This is a genomic window from Acinetobacter sp. TY2 (assembly GCF_046269225.1).
GTDB lineage: Bacteria > Pseudomonadota > Gammaproteobacteria > Pseudomonadales > Moraxellaceae > Acinetobacter.
Map to the genome: position 1 here is coordinate 71,817 of NZ_JBJZOR010000010.1, position 26,663 is coordinate 98,479.

Sequence of the window (26,663 nt, forward strand, 5' to 3'; positions counted from 1 at the left end):
GTTAAGTTTTAAAATTAAAGTTGCGGACCAATAAAGAAGTGTAAACGTATTGGATGCCCTTCATCTGAAAGACCTGATGCCACATCTAAACGTATTGGTCCAATCGGGGATTTCCAACGAATTCCTAAACCTAAACTATATTCAACATCATTATTAAATTTTTGGTCAAAAGCATTACCAAAGTCAGTAAAGATAGCTGCACGCCATCCGTCTTTAAACTGATAGTTATATTCCAATGAGCCTACAGCTAGACCTTGTCCACCGACTTTATAGCCAAACTCTTCAGGTGATAAACTCTTATAATCAAAACCACGTAGACTTTGATCTCCACCAGCAAAGTAACGTAAATTATACGGTACTTTTTCAAAATCATCGGCAAAGATGTAGCCTAACTGTGTTCCACCAATCAGTTGATGTACATCGTTTTGACCAAAGCTATAAAGTGCTTTCCATGTCGCATCGACAATCGCCATATTAGTATCGGTCAGTAATTTGTCACTACCCAACTGAACTTTATAAGTCTGTTTAAAACCCTGCGTTGGGTTTAGACGATTGTCACTATTGGTTTTACTGACTTGATAACCAACCAACAAAGATTGTTGCTCAGGCTTTGCGCCAGGAATGACAAACGCATCGGGTAAATCTGCTTCATTCGTAATATCACCTTCTTGCGTGATACGATCTAAACGATAGCGCATTCCAAAAATATGTTGCCACTCTTTTCTTGAACCTTTAATAATACGGTCTGCACCAAAAACGGCTGACTCAATGAGAAGGTTTAAATTATTCCCGACTTCATCTCGTTCTTCTCGTTCATAACCACCAACAATGCTAACGTAGTCATTGAGTGGATGGTTATAAGGAATGTTGTATTTCCCATCAAATGCCTGTCGAATTTGTGAAAGCTCCATATTGGCATCAAATGAATGTCCACGATTGTTCACAATTGCACGTCTATACTGACTACGTAAACGGACACCCGTATCCGTTCCATAACCTACACCTGCCTCTAGGTTATTCAACTTATCTGCATTTAGCGTGACGATGACAGGAATCTTTTGATCGATACGTGCTTGTTGTTGTAAGCGTTCAGTTTCAGCTTCCTTATCTTGTTGTTGTGTTTGTTGCATACGCGCAGCAGGCAATTGCTCTTCAGGCGTCGTTCCTGCAAAAGTTTGCTCATCAACTAGATTTTGTGTTACTTCTTCGCTAGATGTAGTAGCTACTTTCTTACCACTATCTGCCATCAACGCACCTTCACTGATTTTTCGCTCATCAACAAGCGCTTGTAAATCAGGAGGTAATTCTAATGGTTTTTGAATTGGATCAGGTCTAACAGCATCAACCAAGGTATAGTTAAAATAACGCGTATTGGTCAAGTTATTTGACAAAGTATTGACACGCCAAGCCGTATAATCTGCACCATCTTTCCAAGGGGCAAGTTTTTCTAAAATATCCAAATCTACGGGCAATGGCTTGCTTGGATCGCTCATGCGAAACTCAACTTCACCAATTTTATAACGATTGCCTGTTTCATATTTCAAATTTATATCGGCTTTATTTTGTGGCTGTAAAACTTTAAGATCATGTAAACGCCAATAACTGTCAAAGAAACCATTGTTGGTTGCAGCTTCAACAATTCGTGCCTTAGTATTTTCATATAAACCGTGATTGAGAATATCACCAGGCTCTTGATCAGGTAAAACACGGATTACTTGTAATTGTGGTAAATTTTCACCTGCTCCACTAAATTCAATATTCTGCTCGCCAATAAGCACAGGATCATTACGAGTAACAGTGACTTTTAACTTATTATCACTTTGTTTTTTAAACTTAAATTGAGCATTATAATAGCCAACAGCTTGTGCTGCCTGATTAGCAAGCGTACGCAACTGTGGTACAGATGAATTAAAGTCTGAAAATGCCTCTACCGTAAAAACGGATAATTTAGCTTTAATGTTGGCAGCCAAAGGAACGGTTGCTCCCTCAACCTCGACATGAATTTTTTCCATCACAACTGTGTTATCTTTTTTAGGCCCAATCTTCTTTACAATACGTTGAAATACATTGAGCTTTTGTGTGTCTTCTTCAACTACCTCTTGATTATAGTCTATAAAAGTTCGTCCCGATTCATTTTCAGACACTTGAATTTGACTATCTGCACGAATATCTTGAATCAATGAATCAACATTAATTGGCGCTTGTCCAATATCAATCAGCTCTTGTTGAGTCGGATCAGCAATAATCATCTCTGGCTGCTTGCTCATACCATGACGGAAATTCAATGCTTCCGTTTTAGCTTCTTCTGCAACTTGATTGATTTCGGCAGCAAATGCAGGATCAATCTGACTAGCAGGTAATTCTTCTAAATCATCAAATGTAATTGGCTTAAAACCCTGATCACTATTTGGATTTTTTTGTTGCTGCTGCAACATTAGTAAACTATCAATTTCCGCAGCTTGCTGTGTCTGATCTTGAGCTTGCGTTAATTTCTCATCAATTAACGCAATTTTGCTTGCAGGCAATCCTTGTTGTTGAGCGGCATCTTCAAGTTGTTGCGAAAATTGAGAATTTTTTAGCCCTAAACTTGAATCATTTAAATTTGGCAGTGGAATGATTTTTTCTACAGTCGCACCACTCGTTGATGCAACATCAACAGTCGTATCCTGTTTTACATCTACAGATAAATCTTGTGCATAAACATTAGGTACAACAAATGCACTTAAAAAAATACTGTTCAATAAGAGTTTATTGATATCATTTGTGCTAAAGATGCTATACATGCAATGCGCAAGAACGGATTTTTTAAATTTAATTTTTGCTGGCATACCAGGCTCTATAGCAGAGAAATTTAATCTATGAAGAAACATATATCAGAAAATATCGAAAGCATACACACTATATTCATGGATGCTAGGTTCGATCCCCTGTGTTATGCACTGTAAGTTCAAGTTTTTACTGATTTAACAGTATAGTTGAACACAAAAAGTATGATACATGATTTTTCTTTAGAGTTACTATTTCATCACATTTCTTAATAAAACTAATCGAAGTCAATTGACCATGGATAAAAATCAACACATTCTGAGTACACGGCGCTTTCTTCCGATGTTCCTTACTCAGTTTTTCGGTGCTTTGAATGATAATGTCTTTAAACAGTCATTATTGTTGGTCATTACCTACGGATGGATTCAGCACAGTGGCAACGTGAGCACCATGAATAATTTGGCTGCTTTATTGTTTATTTTGCCCTATTTTATTTTTTCAGCAACCGCAGGACAAATTGCCGATAAATATGAGCGTTCATCTTTAGTTCGTAAAATTAAAGTGCTTGAAATCATCATTATGTTGATTGCAACAGTTGGTTTTTTATTGGGTAATATTTTTATCTTATTGTTTGCATTATTTTTAATGGGTACACATAGTACTTTTTTCGGTCCCATTAAATACGCTATTTTACCCGATATATTAAAACCACAAGAGTTGATGTCGGGTAATGCATTGTTCCAATCGGGTACATCTATCGCTATTCTAATTGGGATGATTTTAGGTGGGGCTGTGATTTCCTCATCACAAGGCAATTTATGGTGGATCAGTCTAACAGTCACCATGATTGCGGTGATTGGTTACATCTGTAGTACCTTCGTTTTAAAACAAAATGTTACTGAAAATGATATAGAAATTGATTGGAACTTTTTCCGCACGAGCATTCAAACTATTCGTTATGCGAAAAGCCTTCCTTTGGTTTTTTTGGTTTTACTCGGCAACTCTTGGTATTGGTTTTATGGTGCAACCTACTTAACCCAAATTCCACAACTGACACAACAAAATTTACATGCATCCGAAAATGTCGTAAGTCTACTCCTTACTCTGTTTTCAGTCGGCATTGGAGTCGGATCATTATTATGTCGAAAAGTTGGTGGTAATGAAGTCAATATTCGCATGGTGCCTTTTGGTGCAATAGGTTTAACTGTATTTGCTTTGTATTTAGCAGCAAGTTTAGCCTTTGTTCCTGAACGTACAGGTGAGCTAATGAATATTGCTCAAATGTTCACATCAGGTTTCGCTTATTATCATGTGATGATTGCTGTGACTTTACTCGGAATCAGTGGCGGTTTTTATATTGTTCCTCTATATGCGATGATGCAAGCCTATGCACCACGTAGCCACCGTGCACGTGTCGTTGCTGCCAATAACATCTTTAATGCGATTTTCATGGTCAGTTCAGCAATTTTTTCAATTATTATCTTAAGTATTCTGAAAATTGATATTAAAATTCTATTTTGTATTACGGCAATTCTCAGTGCCATTTTCAGTTTTTGGTTATTGGCTCGTTTAAAACCGCTTGCAGCCACCACTCAAGTTTCCTTGGAGGACTAATATGCGTCAATATACAGGCATCGACAAACTCATCAACTCCTTTGATCAAGCATTACGCAGTCTTGTTCCTGGTGCAACCTCTGCACAGCGTAGCAATCCATCTGAAGGTACGACTACACAACTTGCAGTCAGTGAAGCTCGCCATGTTGCAGGGCTAATGCGTGTCAATCATAGTGGTGAAGTTTGCGCACAAGCTTTATATCACGGTCAAGCACTCACGGCGAAACTACCTAAAGTACGTCAGGAAATGGAATTTGCAGCCATTGAAGAACAAGATCATTTGGCTTGGTGTGAAGACCGCTTAAAAGAATTGGACAGTCATACCAGTTTATTTAATCCTGTTTGGTATGGCCTATCTTTTGGTATGGGTGCTTTAGCAGGTATTGCTGGTGATAAATATAGTCTAGGTTTTGTCGCAGAAACTGAACGCCAAGTAAGCCTCCACCTACAACAACATATTAGTGAACTTCCTGCACAAGATGAACGTTCTCGTAAAATTTTAGTACAAATGAATGAAGATGAATTGCATCATCGCGATACGGCTTTAAATGCAGGCGGTGTCGATTTACCAGCACCAGTAAAAATTACGATGACGGCTATTTCTAAATTAATGACAAAGACGAGTTATTTTATTTAAAAATTTTTCTTATCTGGACTCATAAAAAGCTCACAAATGTGAGCTTTTTATTTAATCTAAAAAAATCTACATTTAGTCCCCTCTAAATTTAAAGATAATTCAACTTAAAATTAAAAGATTTTAGAATATAAAAATTAATATGTATAATTCAGAATATTACATTAAATGTAAAAAATCATTATTCAGCTAATATCATTTTTTCAGACATTATGTGATCCTCAAATTGAGTTAAACAAAAAGTGCGAGTTCCTTCCTTCCCTAACACATTTCCTTATCATTTTCGGGGATATTAATAAATATGTAATCCTCTTAAACTCTCCTAAATATCTATATAAAAATTAATAATATTCATGCTCATAAAGATGCACATTATCGGTCTTGATTTATTCATAAACTAAAGGCTTTAAACTTAGACCAAACTCAAAAAATTACTCAAACATTAGAATTTCTCTGATCAGAAAAATGAGCACTAAATAAAAGACTAAGTTATAAATTAATTTCATTATTGAGTAATCAACCTGAAATAATAAAATATATTATTATTGAAATCATTAAAGCGACTGGAAATGTCATTTTTACAGTTTTAAAAAATATTACAGATTCTATTACCTTCAATCCACCCTTAAAATTTTATAGACAACTTCATTTAAGTCACGAAATAGGTCATACAATGATTGAGAATCAAAATTAATTTTTAACTATATGTTTATCAGATTAAGAGAGGAATTTCTAAAAACATTATTAATGAATATTTCATTACCTTTTCTTATTTTATGGATGAGCTAAAAATAATTTAAAACAACACTTAAAACAATCATTAGCTTTTACTTAGTAAAATCTTCTTTCGTTATTTAAATAAATATTAATTTTAAATTTAGAATAATGAAAGAAGATTTTTTGCTTTTTAAATAGCTAAGGCTGTCCTAATAATAAATGGGCACTATTCGGTGCAAACTTAGCATTTTGAACTGGGAGTAAAGATGGATTTAATGGATATTTCATTCCGTCAAACTTTAACATAACCTGTCCATGCTTTCGGCTATACACCAACAATTGCTTCCATTCATTGTGTAAATATGTTGTGGAATAAACAGGTGTATCGACCAATGTCGTTTTACTGATAAATTCAAATTGTTGATTTGGCAGCCCTTTAAAAATCAACATGGTACAACCACCTGAACCACACCAATCTTGCCCTTTCAAAAGAACAATTGCATCCTCTTTTCCATCATTATTCAAATCATCAAATGCCACATCAAATAAAGCTTGATCTTGCGTGTAATTATATATTTTTTGTTTTAACTGCTGATCTCGTTGCTGCAATGTCTGATTTTCAACTGTCACACTTGGTTGCTGTACTGGTTTTTTAGGCAAATGATGACATGCACTCAAAGCAAGTACACAGCTAAATACCGCAAATGACTTTAAATACATAGCAAGCAACCCTCTATTTTTTTTTATTTATAAAACAATGATTGGAAATTGATGTTTTTCATGTTTGAAAAAATCTATTGACCATAAATCTAACATCGGAATTTTTACATCCAACGCCAAAGGTAATTTTTTGGGATTAAATTGCATATGATTAAGATCACCACCCCACGCAATAAGATCAATATCTAAAGCAATTTGATGCGATGGACGTACACGCCCCGATTCTATTTCAAGCTGTTTTAACAAGACCGTTAAAGCATCAACTGACAAGGTACTTTTTAGTAAACAGGCAGCATTCCAATAATCCTCACCCACACCATCACGACACGGAATTAAATAAATTGGAGAAAATTGCACAGAACCCAAATTTTGGATTTGGCTGAAAACATGCTGAAAATGATATTGAGGATTTAAATTACTCGCCAATGCTAGGGCGAAAATCGTTTCGGTGGCGTTCAAGACGAATTCCTACAGAATTTGCTTGCGCGATAATGGCAGGCTTCCGGATTGTAATCATAATCGATTCAATGCTTGGAAAGGTAGAAAAAAGCGCATCAAGTACTAGCTTTGCCGCATGTTCGATCAATTTTGGGGCGGCATCAACAATCACTTTTGCTGAAATTTCACATATTTCTGCATAATTTAGCGTATCGTCAAGTTCATCTGAATTTGATGCATTTTCAAGTGATGTATTGATGGTCAGATCAAGCATTAGTGGTTGAATAATTTGGCGTTCCCAATTAAAACAACCCACTACAGTTTCAACTTTTAAACCTTCAATGATAATTGCGTCCATAAACATTCCTTTGAATCCCCCTAATAAATCCCCCCTTTTGATAATGGGGGAGTTCCCCACTTTTACATATATATTGAAAAGCTCCTCCTTTATTAAAAGGAGGTTGAGGGGGATTATTTATTTAATCAAAAAATACGATATCAATGTTTCAATAATGATGCAGGATCAAGTGATTGAACCATTTGAATACGTTGATCTGCATAGATATCGGTATACGGTGCAAGCACTCGCATAAATCGATCAAAATACAACATTTGTTTGAAAAGTAATGCAAAATCTCGTGGGAATCGAATACCGTGACGTTCACCAACGCCGACCATATCCATCATAATATCATTCAAATCGGCAGGATTAGACGATAAAATCTGTTGTGGATCTGCCATTAAAACACCACTAAACAAGCGTTCTAAATCAGCAGCAAGTACAGCAGTATCAATTTTAGTACTGGTCATGCCCATTTTCAGCATATTTTCAGCCATCAATGGATAATCAGTCTTTTGTAAAGCATCCATAAATGCCATACAGGCTTGCCAAACTTCAGGTTTGAGCTGACCGACAATACCGAAATCGATAAAGCCAATACGACCATCATCAAGTAACATTAGATTACCAGCATGTAAATCGGCATGAAAAGATTTACACAACATTAGGCTACCGAACCATGTATTCATAGCTGTAACCAAGACTTGTGAAGGATCTTTTGCTACTTTTTTTACGACTTCAAAATCGGTTAATGGCACGCCATACAAACGTTGCATAGTCAAAATACGACGCGTTGAATATTGATGATAAACTTTCGGAGCAGTTGCCGCAGTATTTTTAGAAACTTGTAAATACTCAACAAAATCATCGAGATTATTAGCTTCTTCAATAAAATCTACTTCACGTACCATACGTGTTTTAATTTCATCGACAATATCCGCCAAAGATGCAAATTTTACTTTTGGCACAGCACGTTCAAGCACTTTGGTCGCCCAATGTAAAACATTCAAATCGGTATATAAAATCGTTTCCACGCCAGGCTTCTGTACCTTAATGACAACATCTTCACCCGATACCAATTTTGCCGCATGCACCTGTGCGATAGATGCAGATGCCAATGGTTTTTCATCAATCGATGCAAAAATTTCTGACAAATTGCGTCCAGCAAATTCTGAAGCTAGAACCTCTTCAACATAACTAAATGGCAATGATGGCGTTTGATCTAAACAGCCTTGAAATTCCTCAACATATTCACGAGGAAAGAGTGACGGCGTACTCGCAATAAATTGTCCAAGTTTAATATATGTTGAACCAAGTGATTCAAATGTTTCACGCATCAACTTGGCATTGCTTGGTTTTTCTGTGGCGTAGCGAATACCTGCCTTTGCAGCAATCACCGCAGTTTCACCCACACGGGCAACTGAACGGAGTCCATCTAGGAAAATATTATTTTTCATAAGATCTGACTTTAAATAAATTGCTTCGAGTGTAACAAATTAAAATGCTTTTGCGGATTGTCTTGCCTGACAGTTTGTACATTCCACATCTTTTTCAAAGGCTAAAATACGTTGTTTCATGCTTAAACCTTCCCAAAGTAACAATTTTTGCTTCAATGGCGTTGTACCGAGCCCTAAATACAACAGCGCATGATGCGCTTGTAAACTTGCCATTACATTTGGCGTGGTTGCAAGTACACCCGAATCTGCACAACGCAAAGCTTCATTTGCATGTTGCTCTTTGGGAAATAGACATTCATAACATGCTGAATCACCTTCCACCATAAACAATTGACCTCCAAAACCAATTGCAGATGCACTAATTAAGGCTACATTACGTTGCGTACACACACTATTGACCAAATAACGGGTACTAAAATTATCACAACCATCAAGGACTAAATCTTGCTGTGCAATGAGTGCATCTGCATTTTCAGCATTGAACTGTGCAACATGACTGTCTATTTCCATATAAGCATTGATCTGTTTTAAACGCTTCGCCAAAACTTCGGCTTTATAAAAACCAATATCTTGGCTGGTAAAAGCAATCTGTCGCTGTAAATTACTAATTTCCACCGTATCTGAATCAATTAAGGTAATTTTACCTACACCTGCACGTGCTAAAAGCTCCGCAGTCGTACAACCAATGCCTCCACAACCCACAATCAAAACATTAGCAAGTTTTAACCGTTCTTGTGCTTCAAGATCCCAACCCTCCAATAAAATCTGACGTGCATAAAGGTGCATTTCAGCTTCACTGAGTTCCAATACTTGATCAAATGAGTACATTACGTTTCGAGCCTATATCGGGTAGAAGATGTAAGGTACATAGCTTATCTAAAAATTTGCTGAAATGTGATAGCTATAAAAATCATTTCGAATAATGTTTAAAGAATAGCAACTTATTCTGTATTAAAACATCGAAAAAAATTACAATATAATTTCATTGTAATTACAATACATTTTAATGAAAAGCCCAACATGATTTAAAATCGTGTTGGGTGAGTAAAATAATTCTTTCAATCAGTCATAAAATCAGCACTAACTAACTTTTTGTAGTTTTTGCATCAATTCAACCTCTTGTTGTTTGAGTAAATTACGTTGAATTTTGCCACTTGATGTTTTAGGTAAACTTTGCACAAATTCAATTTCTCTTGGATATGAATGTTTCGACAACCGTGAACGTACATATTCTTGTAGTTTTAAGCCCAATGCTTCATTACCCTCATAATGAGGTTTAAGTACTACAAAGGCTTTGACCAATTCTGTTCGTTCAGGATCTGGTTTACCAATTACTGCAGATTCAAGAACTTCAGTGCATTCAAGTAATGTGCTTTCAACATCAAAAGGACCAACACGATAACCCGAAGTTGTAATTACATCATCAGCACGACCAATAAAATCGACACCGCCAAATTCATTTAAACGAACAGTATCACCTGTTAAATAGTAGTCACCCACAAAAGATTTACGATTGTTACCACCATAGCCCTTAAACCAAGTTAAAGGTGACTGTGCAAAGTCGATGGCTAAAGTACCAATACCCCCACTCTCAACTTCTTGATGATGTTGATCAAGCACTGCAAAACGATGTCCCGGATTGGCAAAGCCTGCTGAGCCCACTTTAATGGGATGTTCGAGTGCGTGATGATTTCCAATCACCATGCCAAGTTCAGTTTGTCCATATTGATCATAGATATTGACCTCTAAATCATGCTTGAACCAATGGATAACTTCAGGAGTTAAAGGCTCGCCGGCACTACTTACTACACGTAAATGTGATTGAATCGCTTGATCAAATTGCTCTTTAAATCCAAAAAACATACGAAATGCAGTCGGTGAACCAGTCAAATTACTGACTTTATATTTTTTGATTACTTGCACGGCATTATCTACGCTAAATGCACGTTCATCCATAATAATGCTATGACCTAAAGCCAATGGTCCTGCAATACCGTAGTACAAACCATATGCCCAACCAGGATCGGCTAGATTCCAAAAAGAATCTTCTTCACGTAAATCTACTGCATGACGCATATATTCCTTAAACGCCAACACTGCTTTTAAAGGTACAGGCACCGATTTAGCCAAACCTGTTGTACCTGAAGTAAACATCATCAGAAAGTCATCTTCAAAACTCAGCATTTCAGCTGAGAAATGAGAAGAATATTTAGCAATTTCCGTCCAAAAATCAGCATCTTTAGATACTTTTCCTTGCGCATGAATGGTTAAAATTTCTGTATTTTCAATTTCATTGATTTTTGTGCGTTGTTCGCTATTGGTCACAATCAGACGTGTTCCCGCAGTTTCAATCCGATGCTCAATGGCTTTCGATTCAAAAGCAGTAAATAAAGGCTGATAAATCGCACCAATACGCCATGTTGCTAAAATTGTAATCAGCAATTCAGGCGTACGTGGTAATAAACCTGCAATACAATCTCCTGTTGTAATGCCAATCGATTGAAAATAATGTGCAAGTTGAGCTGATGCTTCGGCAAGTTGATCAAAAGTCCATCGTGCCGACTCACCTTGTTTCCCTTCCCAAATCAGCGCTACTTTATTTTGCCCCACATAGCGACCGCAACACTCTTCATAAGCATTGATTGATTGAGGATTGCCAACCAATTGCTCTTGAACCAATTGCTCATAATTAAAAGTTTGATACGCCTGTTCTAATGTTTTCATCACGCTTCCTTTATTCGTGTATACAAATCTTCATGATTTGTAGATCCATGTATCGATAAATATTCTTTTAAAACTGTTTCATTTTGAAACTGTTTATTTCTATGTATATCTATAGATAACCACGATTAGAATATGCGCACAATTTCCAAACACCTCAAACGATATGCAGTTTTTGGATAAGATCTATCATTTTGTTTTATATTAAATATTTAAAAAAATAAAAAAGTCAGTGTATTTAACACTGACTTTTTCCAATCGATAAAAATTTCACATTAAAGTAATTTATCCTGCAATGACTTCACGTGCAATCACCAAACGCTGAATATCTGATGCACCTTCATAAATTTGGCTAACACGTACATCACGGTAAATACGCTCTACAGGAAAATCTGAAACATAGCCATAACCGCCATGAATTTGAATCGCATCTGAACAGACTTTTTCTGCAATTTCAGAAGCAAATAATTTCGCCATTGAGGCTTCTTTTAAACATGGCAAACCTGCATCTTTTAAGCTTGCCGCATGAAAAATCAATTGGCGTGCAGCTTCAATTTGTGTTGCCATATCGGCTAAACGAAATGCTACAGCTTGATGCTGTACAAGTTCGACACCAAAAGCTTTACGATCATTGGCATATTCAACCGCTGCTTCTAAAGCGGCACGTGCCATTCCTACACATTGTGATGCAATCCCAATTCGTCCTGATTCTAAATTTGACAATGCAATTTTATAACCTTCGCCTTCTTTTCCTAGTAAGTGATCCGCAGGAATACGACAATTTTCTAAAACAATGGTAGCCGTATCTGAACAATGTTGCCCCATTTTCTCTTCAATACGAGAAACAATAAAACCTTCAGTTTGCGTCGGCACAAGGAAACAAGAAATACCTTTTTTACCTGCGGCTTTATCTGTGACTGCAAATACAATGGCAATTTGGGCATATTTTCCTGATGTAATGAATTGTTTCGTGCCATTCAATACCCATTCATCGCCTACACGTTCAGCTTTACACTGCAATGCCCCTGCATCTGAACCCGCTTGAGGCTCAGTTAAACAGAAGCAACCAAGCCACTCACCTGTCGCCAATTTGCTCAAATACTGTTCTTTCTGTGCTTGCGTACCATATTTTTGCGTAATGCCGCATGGCAATGAATTTTGTACACTGACAATGGTTGAAATTGCACCATCACCCGCAGCAATTTCTTCAATCGCCAAAACTAACGAAATATAATCAAGCCCTGCTCCACCCCATTCAGGTGCAACAGTCATCCCTAATGCACCTAATTCACCTAAAGCCTTTAATTCTTCAGTAGGAAAACGATGGGTTTTATCACGCTCTGCTGCTGTAGGCTTAAGCTGATTTTGCGAATAATTACGCACCATGTCCTGAATCATTTTTTGTTCTTCATTTAAAATCATGTTGATTCCCTTCTCTGACTGCTAGGATCATGTCTATTCAAGCTGACCCTATCGATATTTCACTGTGCTTTGCTTTTAGTCACAATAATGCTCAGTTTTTAAATTTATATTTTCAATATTCACAAATTTTAGGCAATGAAAAGCCTAGCCTTAAACTAATCAAATTCAATTTAAGGGTGTTTTTTATGCAAAATGATTTATTAAAAATATTTGAGGTAAATGAGCGAACTTCAAAATTCGCTCATCTTTAATAATTTTGAATAAGACTAAACGATTAAATAGTACGGATAAGTTTGATTAACGTGGTTGCATACGAATTGCACCATCTAAACGGATCACTTCACCATTTAAATAGCCATTTTCAAAAATCTGACCGACCAACTGTGCAAATTCAGTTGGCTTTGCTAAACGCGGTGGAAATGGCACCATAGCACCCAGAGCATCTTGTACATTTTGCGGTAGTGCTTTTAACATCGGTGTTTCCATAATTCCTGGTGCAATAGTCATCACACGAATTGCATGCTGAGAAAGCTCTCGTGCCAAAGGTAAAGTCATTGCAACTACCGCACCTTTCGATGCTGAATACGCCGTTTGACCAATTTGACCATCAAATGCTGCAACAGATGCAGTATTGACAATAACACCCCGATCTTCTTCGCCATTTTTCAACTCATAACGTGACATCACATCTGCCGCAAAACGTAGCATGTTAAATGTCCCTGATACATTAATATTCAAAACTTTTTGAAATGCATCTAGAGCATGAATACCATTTTTACCCAAAACTTTAGCCGAAGGGCCAATACCTGCACAATTGACTAAGCCGTTGAGTTGACCTTCATCTTTTTCGAGCTGTTGAAAAAATTGTTGTACTGCAGTTTCATCGGTAACATCTAGTTTTACAAATTTTGATGCTGCACCCAATTCTTGTTCTAAGGCTTGACCAAGCTCTTGATTCATATCGACCATGATGACTTTTTTTGCGCCGCGTTCAACCAAGAAACTTGCAGTTGCTGCACCTAAACCTGATGCACCACCTGTCACAACAACGACTTTCCCTTCAATTTTCATATTCTATCCTTTTCATTTTTTTCAGGTATCGCATTAACGATACAAAATTTGCATATCACGCAGAGTAATCGTAAGTCTAATTGAGTACAATTTCCAAAAGTTGCATCATGTATGATGTTTTTGGACAATGGATGCCCAACAAAATAATGGATAACACGCTGAAGAATCAACCGTTACAGTACAGCAAAGGAACGATTTCCGTCAGCTTGGTGCATGAAGCATTGCAGGAAGCAAAAAATCAGGGCATCACTCTTGATCCTATACTCGATCAAGCAGGCATTGCATCTGAGATTCTTCATTCTCCCCTTGCTCGTGTTTCAGTCGAAGCCTATGCGCAACTTTGGACTGAACTTGCCAATGCCATGAATGATGAGTTTTTTGGTATGGACCGTCATCATATGCGTAGAGGAAGTTATAAATTACTCTCAGAAATGGTCATGCATGCCGATCAGTTACACACGGCTTTACGACAAATTTTACAATTTTTAAATGCAATTTTAGATGATTTTCAAAGCACGCTCTTTACCGAAGAAAACTACGCTTATATCGTGATTTATGACACAGATCAGCCCAAGCGAATGTTTAGCTATGCGACATATTTAATGCTCATTCACGGACTGATGTGTTGGCTGACAGGACAACGTATTACGCTCAATCGTATCGAACTTAAATGCAATGCACCTCAAGATGATCAAGACTATAAAGTCCGTTTTTGTGAAAATATTGGCTATTTAGCAGATGAAAATTATATTCAATTTGATGCGAGTTGGCTCAAAACACCAATTAAACAAGACCATTCTGCATGGCAAAAATTCATTCAAAATACACCACAAAATTTATTAGTTCGCTTTAAAAACCCGCATGCATTAAGCTCAATCATTCGTAAGCATTTAATGCAAAAACATCCTTCAGAATGGCTTGAACTCAATGAATTAACTCAATTTTTAAATATTTCGGAAGCAACAATTCAAAGACGTTTAAAAAGTGAAGGCTTCAGTTATCAACAACTTAAAAATGAAATTCGCAGAGATACCGCTATTGAATTGCTCAGTCGCAGTGATAAAACCTTGCAACAGATTAGTGATGATTTATATTTTCAAGACCCGAGTGCATTTCACCGTGCATTTAAAAAGTGGACAGGTGTAAGTCCTGGCAGTTATCGCCATGAAAATATTACATTAGATGGGCAGGAGTAACTAGTCTCAATTCAATATGAAAAAAACAATGTAAAACTCTGCTTGAAAAAATTGCATACCACTCATCTATTTCTACTTGCAGTAGAGTGATTTGTCGTTTATTTTTCACTCATATTTTGAGTTATTTTTAAACTCTACTCTCCCACCCTGTTAAACAGCTAGGTTATTGCCATGCTTAAAATGATTAATGTACTTGACGCAAGTCTTGTGCAAAATTTTACTCATTCATTTTCCAACCACGTTGAAGATCTTGATGAGCAAATGCGCCAAGGGATTCTCAGCAGTTCAGATATCGAACTTAAAAAAGTCATCGCCAATTTTATGGATCAAAATAATCCAACCGATTTAGCCGATGCTTTAGATATCAATCAACAATGCCTCGAAGAAATTCAAACAGGCTTGGCATTAAAAAAACAGAATATTGCAGAAACAGCTAAAATTGTTGCACTCTGTTTAGCCCTTGAAACAGATGGTCTAAATCAACTAAATATTGCAGATAGCATCGCGGATACCTATCTTTAAAAGCTCTAAAAGTTAATTATTTGCTGAACTCTATAAAATTCAGTATTTTACTGTTTAAACATGATATTAATAAGCAAAAAACCGAGCAAATCAATTTGCTCGGTTTTTTATTCTTACATTTAACATTTAACGCTTAAATGATCTGTAATAGGTCATTTATGGATGACATGCCAAGGTTACTCGATCATTACCACCGTAATCTTTCACAGTACGAATGTCTTTAAAGCCATATTTTTTAAATAACTGTTGTACGGCATCCGCCTGATCATAACCATGTTCAAGCGCAATCCAACCATTTACTGTTAAGTGCTTTTGACCTTGCTGAATAATCAACTCAATATCAGCCAAACCATGATTTTCAGCTACTAAAGCACGTCTTGGTTCAGTCGCCAAACCTTTCATGTGCACATCATCAGCATCAATATATGGTGGATTAGACACGATCACATCGAAATATTGATTACGATTTAAAGCATTCAACCAACTGCCACAGGCAAATTTGACATGATTTAAATCATGTTGCTCAGCATTAAACTGTGCAACTTCGAGCGTTGGCTCATAAATATCAGTTGCAGTAATATCCCAATCAGGACGTTCACTTGCCAAAGACAATGCAATTGCACCCGTCCCTGTACCTAAGTCAACAATGCGGGCATCTTCAGGCAAATCTAAATGCAACACCGTTTCAACCAAAACTTCCGTATCTGGACGAGGCACGAGCGTATCTTTAGTGACTTTTAAATCAAGTGTCCAAAATGGCTGTGAACCTGTGACATAGGCTAAAGGTTCACCTGCTTCAATACGTTTCAAAGCATCAACATAGCTTTGCTCTTGTTCAGCAGTCAATACTTGCTCTTTTTTCATCACCAAATCAAATGAATCAATTTTAGTGATATGTTCGAGCAACCATGCATTTTCTTGGCGTTCGTAGCTTTCAGGTTCACCACGTAAGGCTAAAGCCTGTGCAATGTTCATTAGCCACCATTCTGCTGTGCAAGCATCGCCAACTGATCTGCTTGATATTCACGGTGTAAACTGTCTAAAAGTTCAGTTAAATCGCCTTCCATTACGGCATCCAACTTATATAACGTTAAATTGATACGATGATCTGTCATACGACCTTGTGGGTAGTTATAAGTACGAATACGTTCTGAGCGATCACCTGAACCGACTAAATCACGGCGCATTTCCGATGTTGCGGCATCAGCAGCAGCACGTTTTGCATTTTCCAAACGTGACACAAGTAATGCCATCGCTTTGGCTTTATTCTTATGCTGTGAACGCTCGTCCTGACACTCTACTACTGTTCCTGTTGGAAGGTGGGTAATACGTACCGCTGAATCGGTTTTGTTAATGTGCTGACCGCCCGCACCTGATGCGCGGTAAGTATCAATACGTAATTCTGATGAATTAATTTCAACCGTGGTATCGACATCAATTTCAGGTAAAATTGCTACCGTACATGCAGAAGTATGCACACGACCTTGTGATTCTGTCGCAGGCACACGTTGTACACGATGCGCACCACTTTCAAACTTCAAACGACCGTACACACCATCGCCATTAATTAGGCAAATAATTTCTTTATAACCACCATGTTCGCCTTCATTTTCAGACAGTACTTCAATACGCCAACCTTGTGATTCGGCATATTTGCTGTACATACGGTATAAATCACCCGAGAAAATAGCAGCTTCATCACCGCCTGTTCCTGCACGGATTTCCAAATATGCAGAGTTGGCATCATTTGGATCTTTTGGAATCATCAAGACATTCAGATCGGCTTCAAGGCTTTCAATTAAAGCTTTATTCTCTTTAATTTCCTCAATCGCCATTTCCTTAAAGTCAGGATCAGAAAGCATCGCTTCAGCCGTGACGATATCTTCTTCTGCCTGTTTATACTTTTTCCAAACATCTGTAATTTCTGTTAAATCTTTATGTTCACGAGATAAATTGCGAAAACGCTTATTATCAGAAATGACTTCGATATCTGCCAATAAGGCTTCTAATTCTTCATGTCGATCACACAGTTGATCTAATCGTAAACGTAACGATTCTTTCATTTAAATCTATTCTCAAGCTCGTCTTTACTTTTTAGAGCCAATATAAAATCAATAAAATAAAGCTTCTATCAATATTATCGGGTGATACATCACATTTGATGCAGCATACTCAAATTAAGTAAAGAATTCTAAAATTGCGCTTAGTTTAACGATTCTGCCTCTTAATTGACATATCTATTCGCTGACTTCTACTACCACACCTGATCTTTTCATCTATATGTATTTTTATAAAAATTAAGCTTTTATATTTTTGTGATATATTTCACAAAATTTTCAATCATTTGTTTTCTAAATAGACAATATTAATACAAAGCATACACTCCGATACCAAACGCTATAACTCTAGTATTTCATCTCCACATTCAAAGCCCTTGTCTTTGGTACATTGCTTACATCAAATATTAAATGAAAGACATTAGTCCCTAACAGGACATGGAGTGAATGATGAATCTTAATGCAATGTTACTTGGTACTGCACTTGCAGTTTCTTCAGTATTTACGGTTAGTGCGCATGCAGATAATTCGACACGTATTGCAGCAACTTCTGCATTGGGCAGCGTTGCTGGAACAGCAATTGGTAAACAAATGGGCGGCAACACAGGTGCAATGATCGGTTCTGCGCTTGGCGGTGCTGGTGGTGCTGCTGTTGCAACCAATAAACGTGACCGTACAGCAGCCGCAGTCGGTGGTGGTTTAGGCGGTGTCGGTGGTTATACTGTCGGGAAAAATATGGGCGGTTCAACAGGTGGTTATATTGGTTCTGCATTAGGTGCAGCGGGTGGCTCAGTTTTAGGAAAAAAAGTATCTGAAGATCGCCACTACGATGACCGCAAATATAGTAAAAAGCACAACAAAAAGTATTATAAAAAGCACCGTCATTAATTTAATGTGCGGTGAGAAAAAGCCCTCAATCGATATCGATTGAGGGCTTTTTTATGTATTCCTACCCTTTAATTTATCCTTTGAACCACTTTCTTTAGTTTCAATATTGCACAGATTAAAACAAGAATACGAACATAATTATGGAGAAATTAATAAGAGTGGATACAAAGCATTTACTATTCACATCATGTTGCATACATGAGCATTCACAATCAAAGCGAAGTATTTCGTTACATTAAACTCAAGACAAAATATTAGAGAAGCTTCTCAAGGAGTTGACCATGAAAATTACAGCAATGATCGGCGCAACTGTAATCGCTACAAGCTTAATAACCACTGCACATGCAGGTAATAGTACAAATACTGCATTAACTTCAGCCTTAGGTGGTGTGGTTGGTGCGGCAATTGGTCAGCAAATGGGTGGCTCAACAGGTGCAATGATCGGTTCAGCGATTGGTGGTGCAGGTGGTGCAGCAGCTTCCGCAAACCGCAAAGATCGTACAGGTGCCGCAATTGGCGCAGCACTCGGTGGCGCTGGTGGCTATACTGTAGGTCGGAATGTATCTGGATCGACAGGTGGCTATATTGGCTCTGCGCTTGGTGCGGCAGGTGGGGCTTCTTTAGGTAAAAAAGTCTCTGAAGATCGTCGTTATGATGACCGTTATGACCGTAACTATAATGGCAACTACAATGATCGTTATGATCGCAGATCATCAGGCTATCGTAACTCAAATTATCGTTATAATGATCGTAATTATCGCCATGACAATGGTCATCACTACGGTCAGTACAAAAATAAAAATTGGCGTGATTAACTTACTCACTCAACTCAAAAGCACCTTCGGGTGTTTTTTTACGCCTGATAAAAATTACAAAATCTATTTTGCAATGATCAATATTTAATACACACACAAATATCGAAAATAAGCGATATACTTCCACCCCCATATATCGTATTATTTCGATATATGATTATAAAAGAGTTTAAATATGCGCTCATTGCACAATACGCAATTCTCCATTCTTGAGCTTGCTCCCGTCCGTGAAGATAAATCGGTACAATTTTCTTTACAACATGCCCTTGAATTGGCACAGCATGCTGAAAAACTTGGTTTTTCACGCTTATGGCTAGCCGAACATCATAATATGGATGGTATTGCAAGTTCTGCTACAGCTGTACTTCTGGGCTATTTACTTGCCAATACATCGACACTTAAAGTTGGCTCAGGTGGCATTATGTTACCTAACCATGCTCCACTTGTTGTGGCTGAACAATTTGGTACATTAGAAACACTGTACCCAGGACGAGTTGAACTTGGCTTAGGTCGTGCACCGGGAACAGATCAAGTCACAATGCGAGCATTAAGACGTGGTCGCCAAGAAACTGAAGAGCAATTTCCACAAGATGTCCTAGAAATTTTGAGCTACTTTGGTGAAGCTAAACAAGGACAACGCATTACAGCAACACCAGGACAAAATACGCATGTCCCTGTATGGTTACTTGGATCAAGTTTATTTAGCGCACAACTTGCCGCACAGTTGGGACTTCCCTACTCCTTTGCTTCACATTTTGCTCCTCGTATGCTCGGTCAAGCGATTCAGCTCTATCGTGAAAATTTCCAACCTTCCCCATATTTAGACAAACCTTATGTATCTATGGGCGTACCAACTGTTGTTGCTGACACTGATGAAGAAGCAGAATTTTTAGCAACAAGTGTCTATCAAAGAATATTAGCTTTATTGACCGGACGTAGTCTAAAACTTCAACCACCTGTTCAAACCATGGAAGGTCGATGGTCTGTGTCAGAGAAAATAGCGGTACAGAATTTCTTAGCGATGGCACAAATTGGTTCACCTGAAACAGTGAAACAAGGTTTAGAAAAATTACTCATGCAATATGACGTCGATGAGTTCATTTTTACTTGTGATATTTTCGACACAGACAAACGTTTAAATAACTTTAGTTTATTAATAGATTTGAAACAGTCAAATTAAATACTATTTTTCGTACTTAGAATCTTTATATATAAAAATAGCCACGCTAAAAGTGGCTATTTTTATATAGTGGGTCAATTAATCAACATTGACCTTTACGAGCATAACTTGCCATCATATTTTTATAACTTTGTGGTGTATAAAAATCAGTAATACTACAGCCCAAATTTGTACATTTCACATCAAAATCAACTTTAAAACTTTGACCAAAATTTTTCGCCTGCACACGTACTCGACCATTTTGTAACACTGAATATTGAATTTTGTTTGCTGTTAAATCAGTGTCTTGACCAGGAATAAGCACACCTGCCGCCTGCCATTCACACTGATCACCTTCGTTATGATCTGAAATGACTTCTAATTTCTTTAAAATTTGACGTAATTCATGACTACCATAACGACGAATGGCTTCATCCTCGCCTAAGGCTGAACCATCCAGTAGACTATTATAAAGCTTCTTAACAATTTGAATTTTCTGTTGAGCATTAGTATCTACAGCACTACTGATTGAACTTAGAGAAAGAACCATTACCCCAATGAAAATTATTTTAATCTGCATAATCAATCACTCTGTTTAATATATTTCTTAATATTCACGCGTAATAATATAGTTAACGATCAAGCTAGTGCACAAAATCTGTTATATTTTTTGATTAAATACTTCAATTTAAAATAAATTGCCAACTCATTTTATATACACTTATTCATTCATATACACATCAGAAGAAAAGCAATAAAGCTACAACCGAAACACTGCGTGAAATATATGCCATTTTTCACGCTGAAGAACAATGCCATGCCAATGCTGAAATAGAACAGATGAAACGTTTGAATATGTTAGAGGATGGCACTCCAAAGCCCAATAAAAATTACGCCCGATTATTGAATGGCTCGACACCTATGCTGATGATATGCCTTTTTATATATTAGGCGCAGTCATTCCTATGCTTAAAGTCACTCTCGATGGTGTAATTTTTTACATTTGTCCTTGAAACAGTTGATGATCCTGTCTGTCACTAAGCTTTTTAACTCATTAATGACGATGAGGCACGACACTTAGGTATTGGCTTTAAGCGTCATGAAGACATAAGGCATCAATAAAAGTACGATTGAACTCGGGAAAATGGCTGCTCGTATTGTTGATTTACATTTATTGCTTGGAACTTTAGCTTATTTATCACTGATCAATAAAATGTGGGTCAACGACATTAAGTTAGGTTTACCCGAAAAAAAACTGTATGTCGCAATAAGAAGATTCTCTCGTATTGGTGGAGGTATAGTAGAAGATCGCCGTAACCTTTGGTTCCAACTGATCCAATTTCATGGCAAAAAAACCGTTGATCGCAATCTAAAATGATTTCACATGCCCATTGATTTTATGGTGAAAATGACTGACCAGATACTAGAAAAATCTTTACCAAAGGCTCCAAGTTGGATATATGAATTAACAGCAGAACTCACTGCAAACAATTAAAACAAAAAGGATTACATCGGATGTCAAAACAAAAGCAGCAACAAGATAGTTTTTTCCACAATAGCGCTGAGTATTTTCAAGAATTTCAGGGAAAAATCATTGCGGCTGACCAAATCAAAATCGCCAATTTTTCAGGATTAAACGTTGCTGTGATTGGCGCAAATCAACTGACTATTTCTCATCTTGCACTATTGATCAAACAAGCGCAATTTGTAAAAGTTTTTCAAATTAAACCTCATTTTGTTTTACCTCAAACCGAAAATGCGATTCAAAAAATTATTGCCCACCCTCTCATTAGTAAAAATCGCCACTTATTTAACAACCGTGTAAAATCTTTATTGGCGATTCGCTATTTAGAATCACAAGTCAGTAATACTTGGATGAAACGTCAACTCATGCCAAACTCTGCCACAGAGAAGAAAGTATTTTTTAAATCGGATACCTATTATTCAGCTTTGCAAAAAGGCAACTGCAAACTAATTACATGGCCTATCTTAAAAATTACTAAAAATGCTGTACAAAGTATGGAAGGCATTGAACATTTAGTTGATGTTATTATTACCACATATTAGATTCTGCCAATAAAAAGAGAAGCTAATAAGAGCTTCTCTTTTATACAGCACTAACTTGATCAGTCAAAACTCAAAAAAACCACCTTTTCATATCATTAAAATATAAATCATATCTATATAATATCTCTGATTACTTTTGTATTGATGCCAAACATCATCAAAAAAATCAATTATTGCTGAAGCGCATGAACCCAAAAATCATTTCTTTGATGTTCAATTCAAAATTCAGAACAAAAAATAGGCAAAATAGCATCTCTCAACTATTTATATTCTAAATACTTGTGATACCTCATATCACGTAAAACAATATTAGTATCATTTTCACAACTATAAAGGCCATTTTTTTTAGTGATACCATGCAAAGTTAACAACAAAACCCACCCCCAATGTGATTATTTTATGTTCAAAATAACGCTTTTTTTAGCAATAAATTCATCATTCAAACAGGTTACTAAAGCATTTATTATTGTTATTTTAGTCACCTTAAATAATCACAACTTCACACAAAAAAAGCCGAACAGATGTTCAGCTTTTTTTCGAAATATATAAAAATACGAAGAATTATTAACGCTCAAACTAGGATCTTACAAAACCCTTAAAAGTGTACAAATATTATCCAATTCGACGTTTTAAACCTGTCATTTGCAACACACGAGTTGAGATTTCTTCAATAGACATTTCAGAAACATTGAGATGTTTTATTCCTTCCGAAATATAAATTCCCTCTACCGCACGCAACTCCATTTGGCACTGACTAAAGCTCGCATAACGACTATTTGCCTTTCGTTCAGAGCGAATTGCAACCAAGCGTTCTGCATCAATCATCAAACCAAAAAGCTTGTGTTTATGCTCTTTTAAGACCGCAGGTAAACGATTATCATCCAAATCTTCTTCTGTAAGTGGATAGTTCGCTACACGAATTCCAAACTGTAATGATAGATAAATAGAGGTCGGTGTTTTACCTGAACGTGACACGCCAATCAGGATTAAATCAGCTTTATCGTAGTGTCGTGTACGTGCACCATCATCATTATCTAAAGCAAAATGTACAGCATCAATACGTGCTTTATACGACTCAGAATCGGTCACAGCATGGGTCTGTCCGACTAAAGTTGTAGGCGCAGTTCCTAGAACATCTGATAGTTTACTGATAAGCCCTTCAAATACATCAAGATTTACAGCATTTGCAGTATTTATAATATCTCGTGCGTAAGGGTCAACTAAAGTATCGAAAACTAAGGGTTGTTCACCATCTATTTCCGCCCGTTTGTTGATCTCTTCGACCACATTCATGGCCGCCTCTTCACTCGTAATATAAGGGATAATATGAATGTCAAATTTCACATGTGGAAACTGTGCCAACAAAGAGTGACCCAGTGTTTCAGCGGTAATAGCTGTACCATCAGAAATAAAAAAAACGCTTCTCTTTATTTGGTTACTTCCCGACATTAAAATTCTCCTCAAACATTTGTCATCGCACTGTATAATCTTTATAGTAACGTCATCTTACATGACTATCGCTTGGTTGAATCAAAAAGCGGTTTTTTTTGTTATAATTTGATACCAAGATAGTGAATACTGCAAAAGTGGAGTAACAACTTTGGAAGCACGCGTAATCGGTCTGGAAAAACTCGGGAAACACGACGTAGAACTCGTGGGTGGTAAAAACTCATCACTTGGTGAAATGATCAGCCATTTAGCAAATGCTGGCGTATCAGTACCAGGTGGTTTTGCAACCACTGCTGCTGCCTATCGTGAATTCCTTGAGCAAAGCGGTTTAAATGCTAAAATTTCAGCTGAATTAAAACAATTGAATGTTGATGATGTTAACGCTCTTGCAGAAACTGGCGCTAAAATTCGTCAATGGATTGTTGATACCCCACTTACAGCAAGCTTAGAAAAAGAAGTTCGTGATGCGTTCGCTGAACTTTCAAAAGGCAACCCTGACGTTGCTGTTGCTGTACGTTCTTCTGCAACTGCTGAAGACTTGCCAGATGCTTCATTTGCGGGTCAACAAGAAACTTTCCTAAACATTCGCGGTATCGACAATATTTTAATTGCGATTAAAGAAGTATTTGCTTCACTTTATAATGACCGTGCAATTGCTTACCGCGTACACCAAAATTTTGACCATGACATCGTTGCATTATCTGCGGGTATTCAGCGTATGGTTCGCTCAGAAACTGGCGCTGCTGGTGTAATGTTTACACTTGATACAGAATCTGGTTTCCGTGAAGCGGTATTCATTACTGCATCTTACGGTTTGGGTGAAATGGTTGTTCAAGGTGCGGTTAACCCTGACGAATTCTATGTTTCTAAACCACTTCTTCGCAATGGTAAACATGCAGTTATTCGTCGTAACCTTGGCTCTAAACACCAAAAAATGATTTATGGTGAAGAAGGCACTACAGGTAAATCAGTTGTTGTCGTAGATGTTGAAAAAGCTGAACGCCAACAATTTGCTTTAAATGACTTAGAACTTCAAGAATTAGCTAAACAAGCGTTAATCATTGAAGAACATTACCAAGCGCCTATGGATATTGAATGGGCAAAAGACGGTGATGACGGTCAAATTTACATCGTTCAGGCACGTCCTGAAACTGTAAAAAGCCGTGAAAATGTCGGCACAATGGAACGTTACCTGCTTAAACAAAAAGGTACTGTTCTGTGTGAAGGTCGTTCAATCGGTCAACGCATTGGTTCTGGTAAAGTTCGTATCGTTTCTTCAATCAAAGAAATGGACAAAGTACAACCAGGTGATGTTCTTGTATCTGACATGACTGACCCAGACTGGGAACCAGTAATGAAACGTGCTGCAGCAATCGTCACAAACCGCGGTGGTCGTACTTGTCACGCAGCAATTATTGCACGTGAGCTTGGTGTACCTGCAATTGTCGGTTGTGGTAATGCAACTGAAGTTCTTGTAGATGGTCAAGAAGTGACTGTATCTTGTGCTGAAGGCGACACTGGCTTTATTTATGAAGGTGCTTTGGATTTCGAAATTCAACGTAACTCAATTGAATCTATGCCAGCTCTTCCGTTCAAAATCATGATGAACGTGGGTAACCCTGACCGTGCATTTGACTTCGCGCAAATTCCAAATGAAGGTATTGGTCTTGCACGTTTAGAATTTATCATCAACCGTATGATTGGTGTGCATCCAAAAGCATTATTGAACATTGAAAGCTTACCACGTGAAACACGTGCAGCTGTTATGGCACGTACTGCAGGCTACTCTTCTCCAATCGAATTCTATGTTGAGAAATTGGTTGAAGGTATTTCCACACTTGCTTCAGCATTTGCAGACAAGCCTGTAATCGTTCGTATGTCTGACTTTAAGTCAAACGAATATGCAAACTTGATCGGTGGTAAGCTATACGAGCCTGAAGAAGAAAACCCAATGTTGGGCTTCCGTGGTGCAAGTCGTTATGTATCTGACAACTTCCGCGACTGTTTTGAGCTTGAATGCCGTGCATTGAAAAAAGCACGTGATGAAATGGGTCTTACAAACATCCAGATCATGATTCCATTTGTTCGTACAGTAAATGAAGCGAAGCGTGTAATTGAGCTTCTTGCCGCAAATGGTTTAAAACGTGGTGAAAATGGTCTTAAAGTGATCATGATGTGTGAATTACCAACCAATGCATTATTGGCTGAACAATTCCTTGAACACTTTGACGGTTTCTCTATCGGTTCTAACGACTTAACTCAGTTAACACTTGGTCTAGATCGTGACTCTGGTATTGTATCTCACCTTTTTGACGAACGTGATGCAGCGGTGAAAGTGCTTCTTTCTATGGCGATTCATGCTTGTCGTAAAGCTGGTAAATATATCGGTATTTGTGGTCAAGGACCTTCGGATCATCCTGATCTTGCATTTTGGTTAATGGAACAAGGTATCGAGTCTGTTTCACTTAATCCAGATTCTGTTTTAGACACTTGGTTCTTCCTTTCTGAAGAAAAAGCTCAACAAGCTTAATAAACTGTGTTAAAAAAGACCCACACTTGTGGGTCTTTTTTTTTTTCAATATTGTTTTTTGTTTTTTTTGAGATTTAAGT

General features: G+C 37.3%; 24 protein-coding genes. 11 read left to right on the top strand and 13 right to left on the bottom strand.

All coding sequences use genetic code 11. The annotated features are described in order from the left end of the window. Positions 1 to 14: 14 nt before the first annotated feature. Positions 15 to 2,828, bottom strand: a complete 2,814-nt coding sequence (locus ACK1JC_RS08350) for an autotransporter assembly complex protein TamA (protein ID WP_409511402.1) — start codon at positions 2,826 to 2,828, stop codon at positions 15 to 17. 235 nt (positions 2,829 to 3,063) lie between these two features. Between ACK1JC_RS08350 and ACK1JC_RS08355 the strand changes: the two genes are divergently transcribed. Together ACK1JC_RS08355 and coq7 are read left to right on the top strand one after the other, a co-directional pair. Continuing rightward, positions 3,064 to 4,380 (top strand): MFS transporter, encoded by a 1,317-nt coding sequence (locus tag ACK1JC_RS08355; RefSeq protein ID WP_409511403.1) that lies wholly within the window; start codon positions 3,064 to 3,066, stop codon positions 4,378 to 4,380. Between the two features lies 1 nt (position 4,381). Beyond that, entirely contained in the window at positions 4,382 to 5,017 is a 636-nt protein-coding gene (gene coq7, locus ACK1JC_RS08360) for a 2-polyprenyl-3-methyl-6-methoxy-1,4-benzoquinone monooxygenase (RefSeq protein ID WP_409511404.1), read from the top strand. 912 nt (positions 5,018 to 5,929) lie between these two features. Here coq7 and ACK1JC_RS08365 read toward each other — a convergent pair. The 7 genes from ACK1JC_RS08365 to ACK1JC_RS08395 form a co-directional block, all read right to left on the bottom strand. After that, complete coding sequence (locus tag ACK1JC_RS08365) at positions 5,930 to 6,451, bottom strand: hypothetical protein (RefSeq protein ID WP_409511405.1); 522 nt, start codon at positions 6,449 to 6,451, stop codon at positions 5,930 to 5,932. Between the two features lie 27 nt (positions 6,452 to 6,478). After that, positions 6,479 to 6,910, bottom strand: coding sequence for a 2-amino-4-hydroxy-6-hydroxymethyldihydropteridine diphosphokinase (locus tag ACK1JC_RS08370; RefSeq protein ID WP_409511406.1), 432 nt, complete (start codon positions 6,908 to 6,910; stop codon positions 6,479 to 6,481). Continuing rightward, on the bottom strand, positions 6,867 to 7,247 hold the full coding sequence (folB, locus tag ACK1JC_RS08375) for a dihydroneopterin aldolase (protein ID WP_409511407.1): 381 nt from the start codon (positions 7,245 to 7,247) through the stop codon (positions 6,867 to 6,869). The genes ACK1JC_RS08370 and folB overlap by 44 nt, the downstream gene beginning before the upstream one ends. A gap of 140 nt (positions 7,248 to 7,387) precedes the next feature. After that, positions 7,388 to 8,686: an ABC1 kinase family protein gene (locus ACK1JC_RS08380; RefSeq protein WP_409511408.1), complete on the bottom strand. Its 1,299-nt coding sequence runs from the start codon at positions 8,684 to 8,686 to the stop codon at positions 7,388 to 7,390. Between the two features lie 39 nt (positions 8,687 to 8,725). After that, on the bottom strand, positions 8,726 to 9,514 hold the full coding sequence (locus ACK1JC_RS08385; protein WP_409511409.1) for a HesA/MoeB/ThiF family protein: 789 nt from the start codon (positions 9,512 to 9,514) through the stop codon (positions 8,726 to 8,728). Positions 9,515 to 9,766: 252 nt separating this feature from the next. Further along, positions 9,767 to 11,410 (bottom strand): AMP-binding protein, encoded by a 1,644-nt coding sequence (locus ACK1JC_RS08390; protein ID WP_409511410.1) that lies wholly within the window; start codon positions 11,408 to 11,410, stop codon positions 9,767 to 9,769. A 282-nt stretch (positions 11,411 to 11,692) separates the two neighbouring features. Further along, a complete protein-coding gene (locus ACK1JC_RS08395) occupies positions 11,693 to 12,829 on the bottom strand; it encodes an acyl-CoA dehydrogenase family protein (RefSeq protein WP_409511411.1) in 1,137 nt (378 codons plus the stop codon). A 29-nt stretch (positions 12,830 to 12,858) separates the two neighbouring features. Here ACK1JC_RS08395 and ACK1JC_RS08400 point away from each other — a divergent pair, with 29 nt between their 5' ends. After that, complete coding sequence (locus ACK1JC_RS08400) at positions 12,859 to 13,080, top strand: hypothetical protein (RefSeq protein ID WP_409511412.1); 222 nt, start codon at positions 12,859 to 12,861, stop codon at positions 13,078 to 13,080. Between the two features lie 46 nt (positions 13,081 to 13,126). Here the strand turns inward: ACK1JC_RS08400 and ACK1JC_RS08405 are convergent, their stop codons facing one another. Further along, on the bottom strand, positions 13,127 to 13,900 hold the full coding sequence (locus ACK1JC_RS08405; protein WP_409511413.1) for an SDR family NAD(P)-dependent oxidoreductase: 774 nt from the start codon (positions 13,898 to 13,900) through the stop codon (positions 13,127 to 13,129). A 131-nt stretch (positions 13,901 to 14,031) separates the two neighbouring features. On the opposite strand from ACK1JC_RS08405, the gene ACK1JC_RS08410 reads away from it, so the two are divergent. Both ACK1JC_RS08410 and ACK1JC_RS08415 read left to right on the top strand, forming a co-directional pair. Continuing rightward, positions 14,032 to 15,096 carry an AraC family transcriptional regulator gene (locus ACK1JC_RS08410; protein WP_409511414.1) on the top strand — a complete coding sequence of 355 codons (1,065 nt, stop codon included), beginning with the start codon at positions 14,032 to 14,034 and terminating at the stop codon, positions 15,094 to 15,096. A 171-nt stretch (positions 15,097 to 15,267) separates the two neighbouring features. Continuing rightward, positions 15,268 to 15,618 carry a hypothetical protein gene (locus ACK1JC_RS08415; RefSeq protein ID WP_409511415.1) on the top strand — a complete coding sequence of 117 codons (351 nt, stop codon included), beginning with the start codon at positions 15,268 to 15,270 and terminating at the stop codon, positions 15,616 to 15,618. Positions 15,619 to 15,774: 156 nt separating this feature from the next. Here ACK1JC_RS08415 and prmC read toward each other — a convergent pair whose 3' ends face one another. Both prmC and prfA read right to left on the bottom strand, forming a co-directional pair. Next, complete coding sequence (gene prmC / locus ACK1JC_RS08420) at positions 15,775 to 16,593, bottom strand: peptide chain release factor N(5)-glutamine methyltransferase (RefSeq protein WP_409511416.1); 819 nt, start codon at positions 16,591 to 16,593, stop codon at positions 15,775 to 15,777. Further along, the gene (gene prfA / locus ACK1JC_RS08425) at positions 16,593 to 17,681 is read right to left on the bottom strand and encodes a peptide chain release factor 1 (RefSeq protein ID WP_409511417.1); all 1,089 of its coding nucleotides are present in this window, start codon (positions 17,679 to 17,681) and stop codon (positions 16,593 to 16,595) included. The genes prmC and prfA overlap by 1 nt, the downstream gene beginning before the upstream one ends. A gap of 444 nt (positions 17,682 to 18,125) precedes the next feature. Between prfA and ACK1JC_RS08430 the strand changes: the two genes are divergently transcribed. The 3 genes from ACK1JC_RS08430 to ACK1JC_RS08440 all read left to right on the top strand — a co-directional run bounded on the left by ACK1JC_RS08430 (position 18,126) and on the right by ACK1JC_RS08440 (position 20,558). Next, positions 18,126 to 18,563: a hypothetical protein gene (locus ACK1JC_RS08430; protein WP_409511418.1), complete on the top strand. Its 438-nt coding sequence runs from the start codon at positions 18,126 to 18,128 to the stop codon at positions 18,561 to 18,563. A gap of 281 nt (positions 18,564 to 18,844) precedes the next feature. Further along, a complete protein-coding gene (locus ACK1JC_RS08435; protein WP_409511419.1) occupies positions 18,845 to 19,378 on the top strand; it encodes a hypothetical protein in 534 nt (177 codons plus the stop codon). A gap of 175 nt (positions 19,379 to 19,553) precedes the next feature. Further along, complete coding sequence (locus ACK1JC_RS08440; RefSeq protein WP_409511420.1) at positions 19,554 to 20,558, top strand: LLM class flavin-dependent oxidoreductase; 1,005 nt, start codon at positions 19,554 to 19,556, stop codon at positions 20,556 to 20,558. An 82-nt stretch (positions 20,559 to 20,640) separates the two neighbouring features. Here the strand turns inward: ACK1JC_RS08440 and ACK1JC_RS08445 are convergent, their stop codons facing one another. Then, positions 20,641 to 21,117 (bottom strand): hypothetical protein, encoded by a 477-nt coding sequence (locus tag ACK1JC_RS08445; RefSeq protein ID WP_409511421.1) that lies wholly within the window; start codon positions 21,115 to 21,117, stop codon positions 20,641 to 20,643. Positions 21,118 to 21,681: 564 nt separating this feature from the next. Here ACK1JC_RS08445 and ACK1JC_RS08450 point away from each other — a divergent pair. Next, on the top strand, positions 21,682 to 21,915 hold the full coding sequence (locus ACK1JC_RS08450) for a hypothetical protein (RefSeq protein ID WP_409511422.1): 234 nt from the start codon (positions 21,682 to 21,684) through the stop codon (positions 21,913 to 21,915). Between the two features lie 137 nt (positions 21,916 to 22,052). Beyond that, positions 22,053 to 22,604 (top strand): flavoprotein, encoded by a 552-nt coding sequence (locus ACK1JC_RS08455; protein WP_409511423.1) that lies wholly within the window; start codon positions 22,053 to 22,055, stop codon positions 22,602 to 22,604. A gap of 612 nt (positions 22,605 to 23,216) precedes the next feature. On the opposite strand, the gene ACK1JC_RS08460 is transcribed toward ACK1JC_RS08455, so the two are convergent. Then, positions 23,217 to 24,053, bottom strand: a complete 837-nt coding sequence (locus tag ACK1JC_RS08460; protein ID WP_409511424.1) for a pyruvate, water dikinase regulatory protein — start codon at positions 24,051 to 24,053, stop codon at positions 23,217 to 23,219. A 151-nt stretch (positions 24,054 to 24,204) separates the two neighbouring features. On the opposite strand from ACK1JC_RS08460, the gene ppsA reads away from it, so the two are divergent. Further along, complete coding sequence (gene ppsA, locus ACK1JC_RS08465; RefSeq protein WP_409511425.1) at positions 24,205 to 26,583, top strand: phosphoenolpyruvate synthase; 2,379 nt, start codon at positions 24,205 to 24,207, stop codon at positions 26,581 to 26,583. The last annotated feature ends 80 nt before the right edge of the window (positions 26,584 to 26,663 follow it).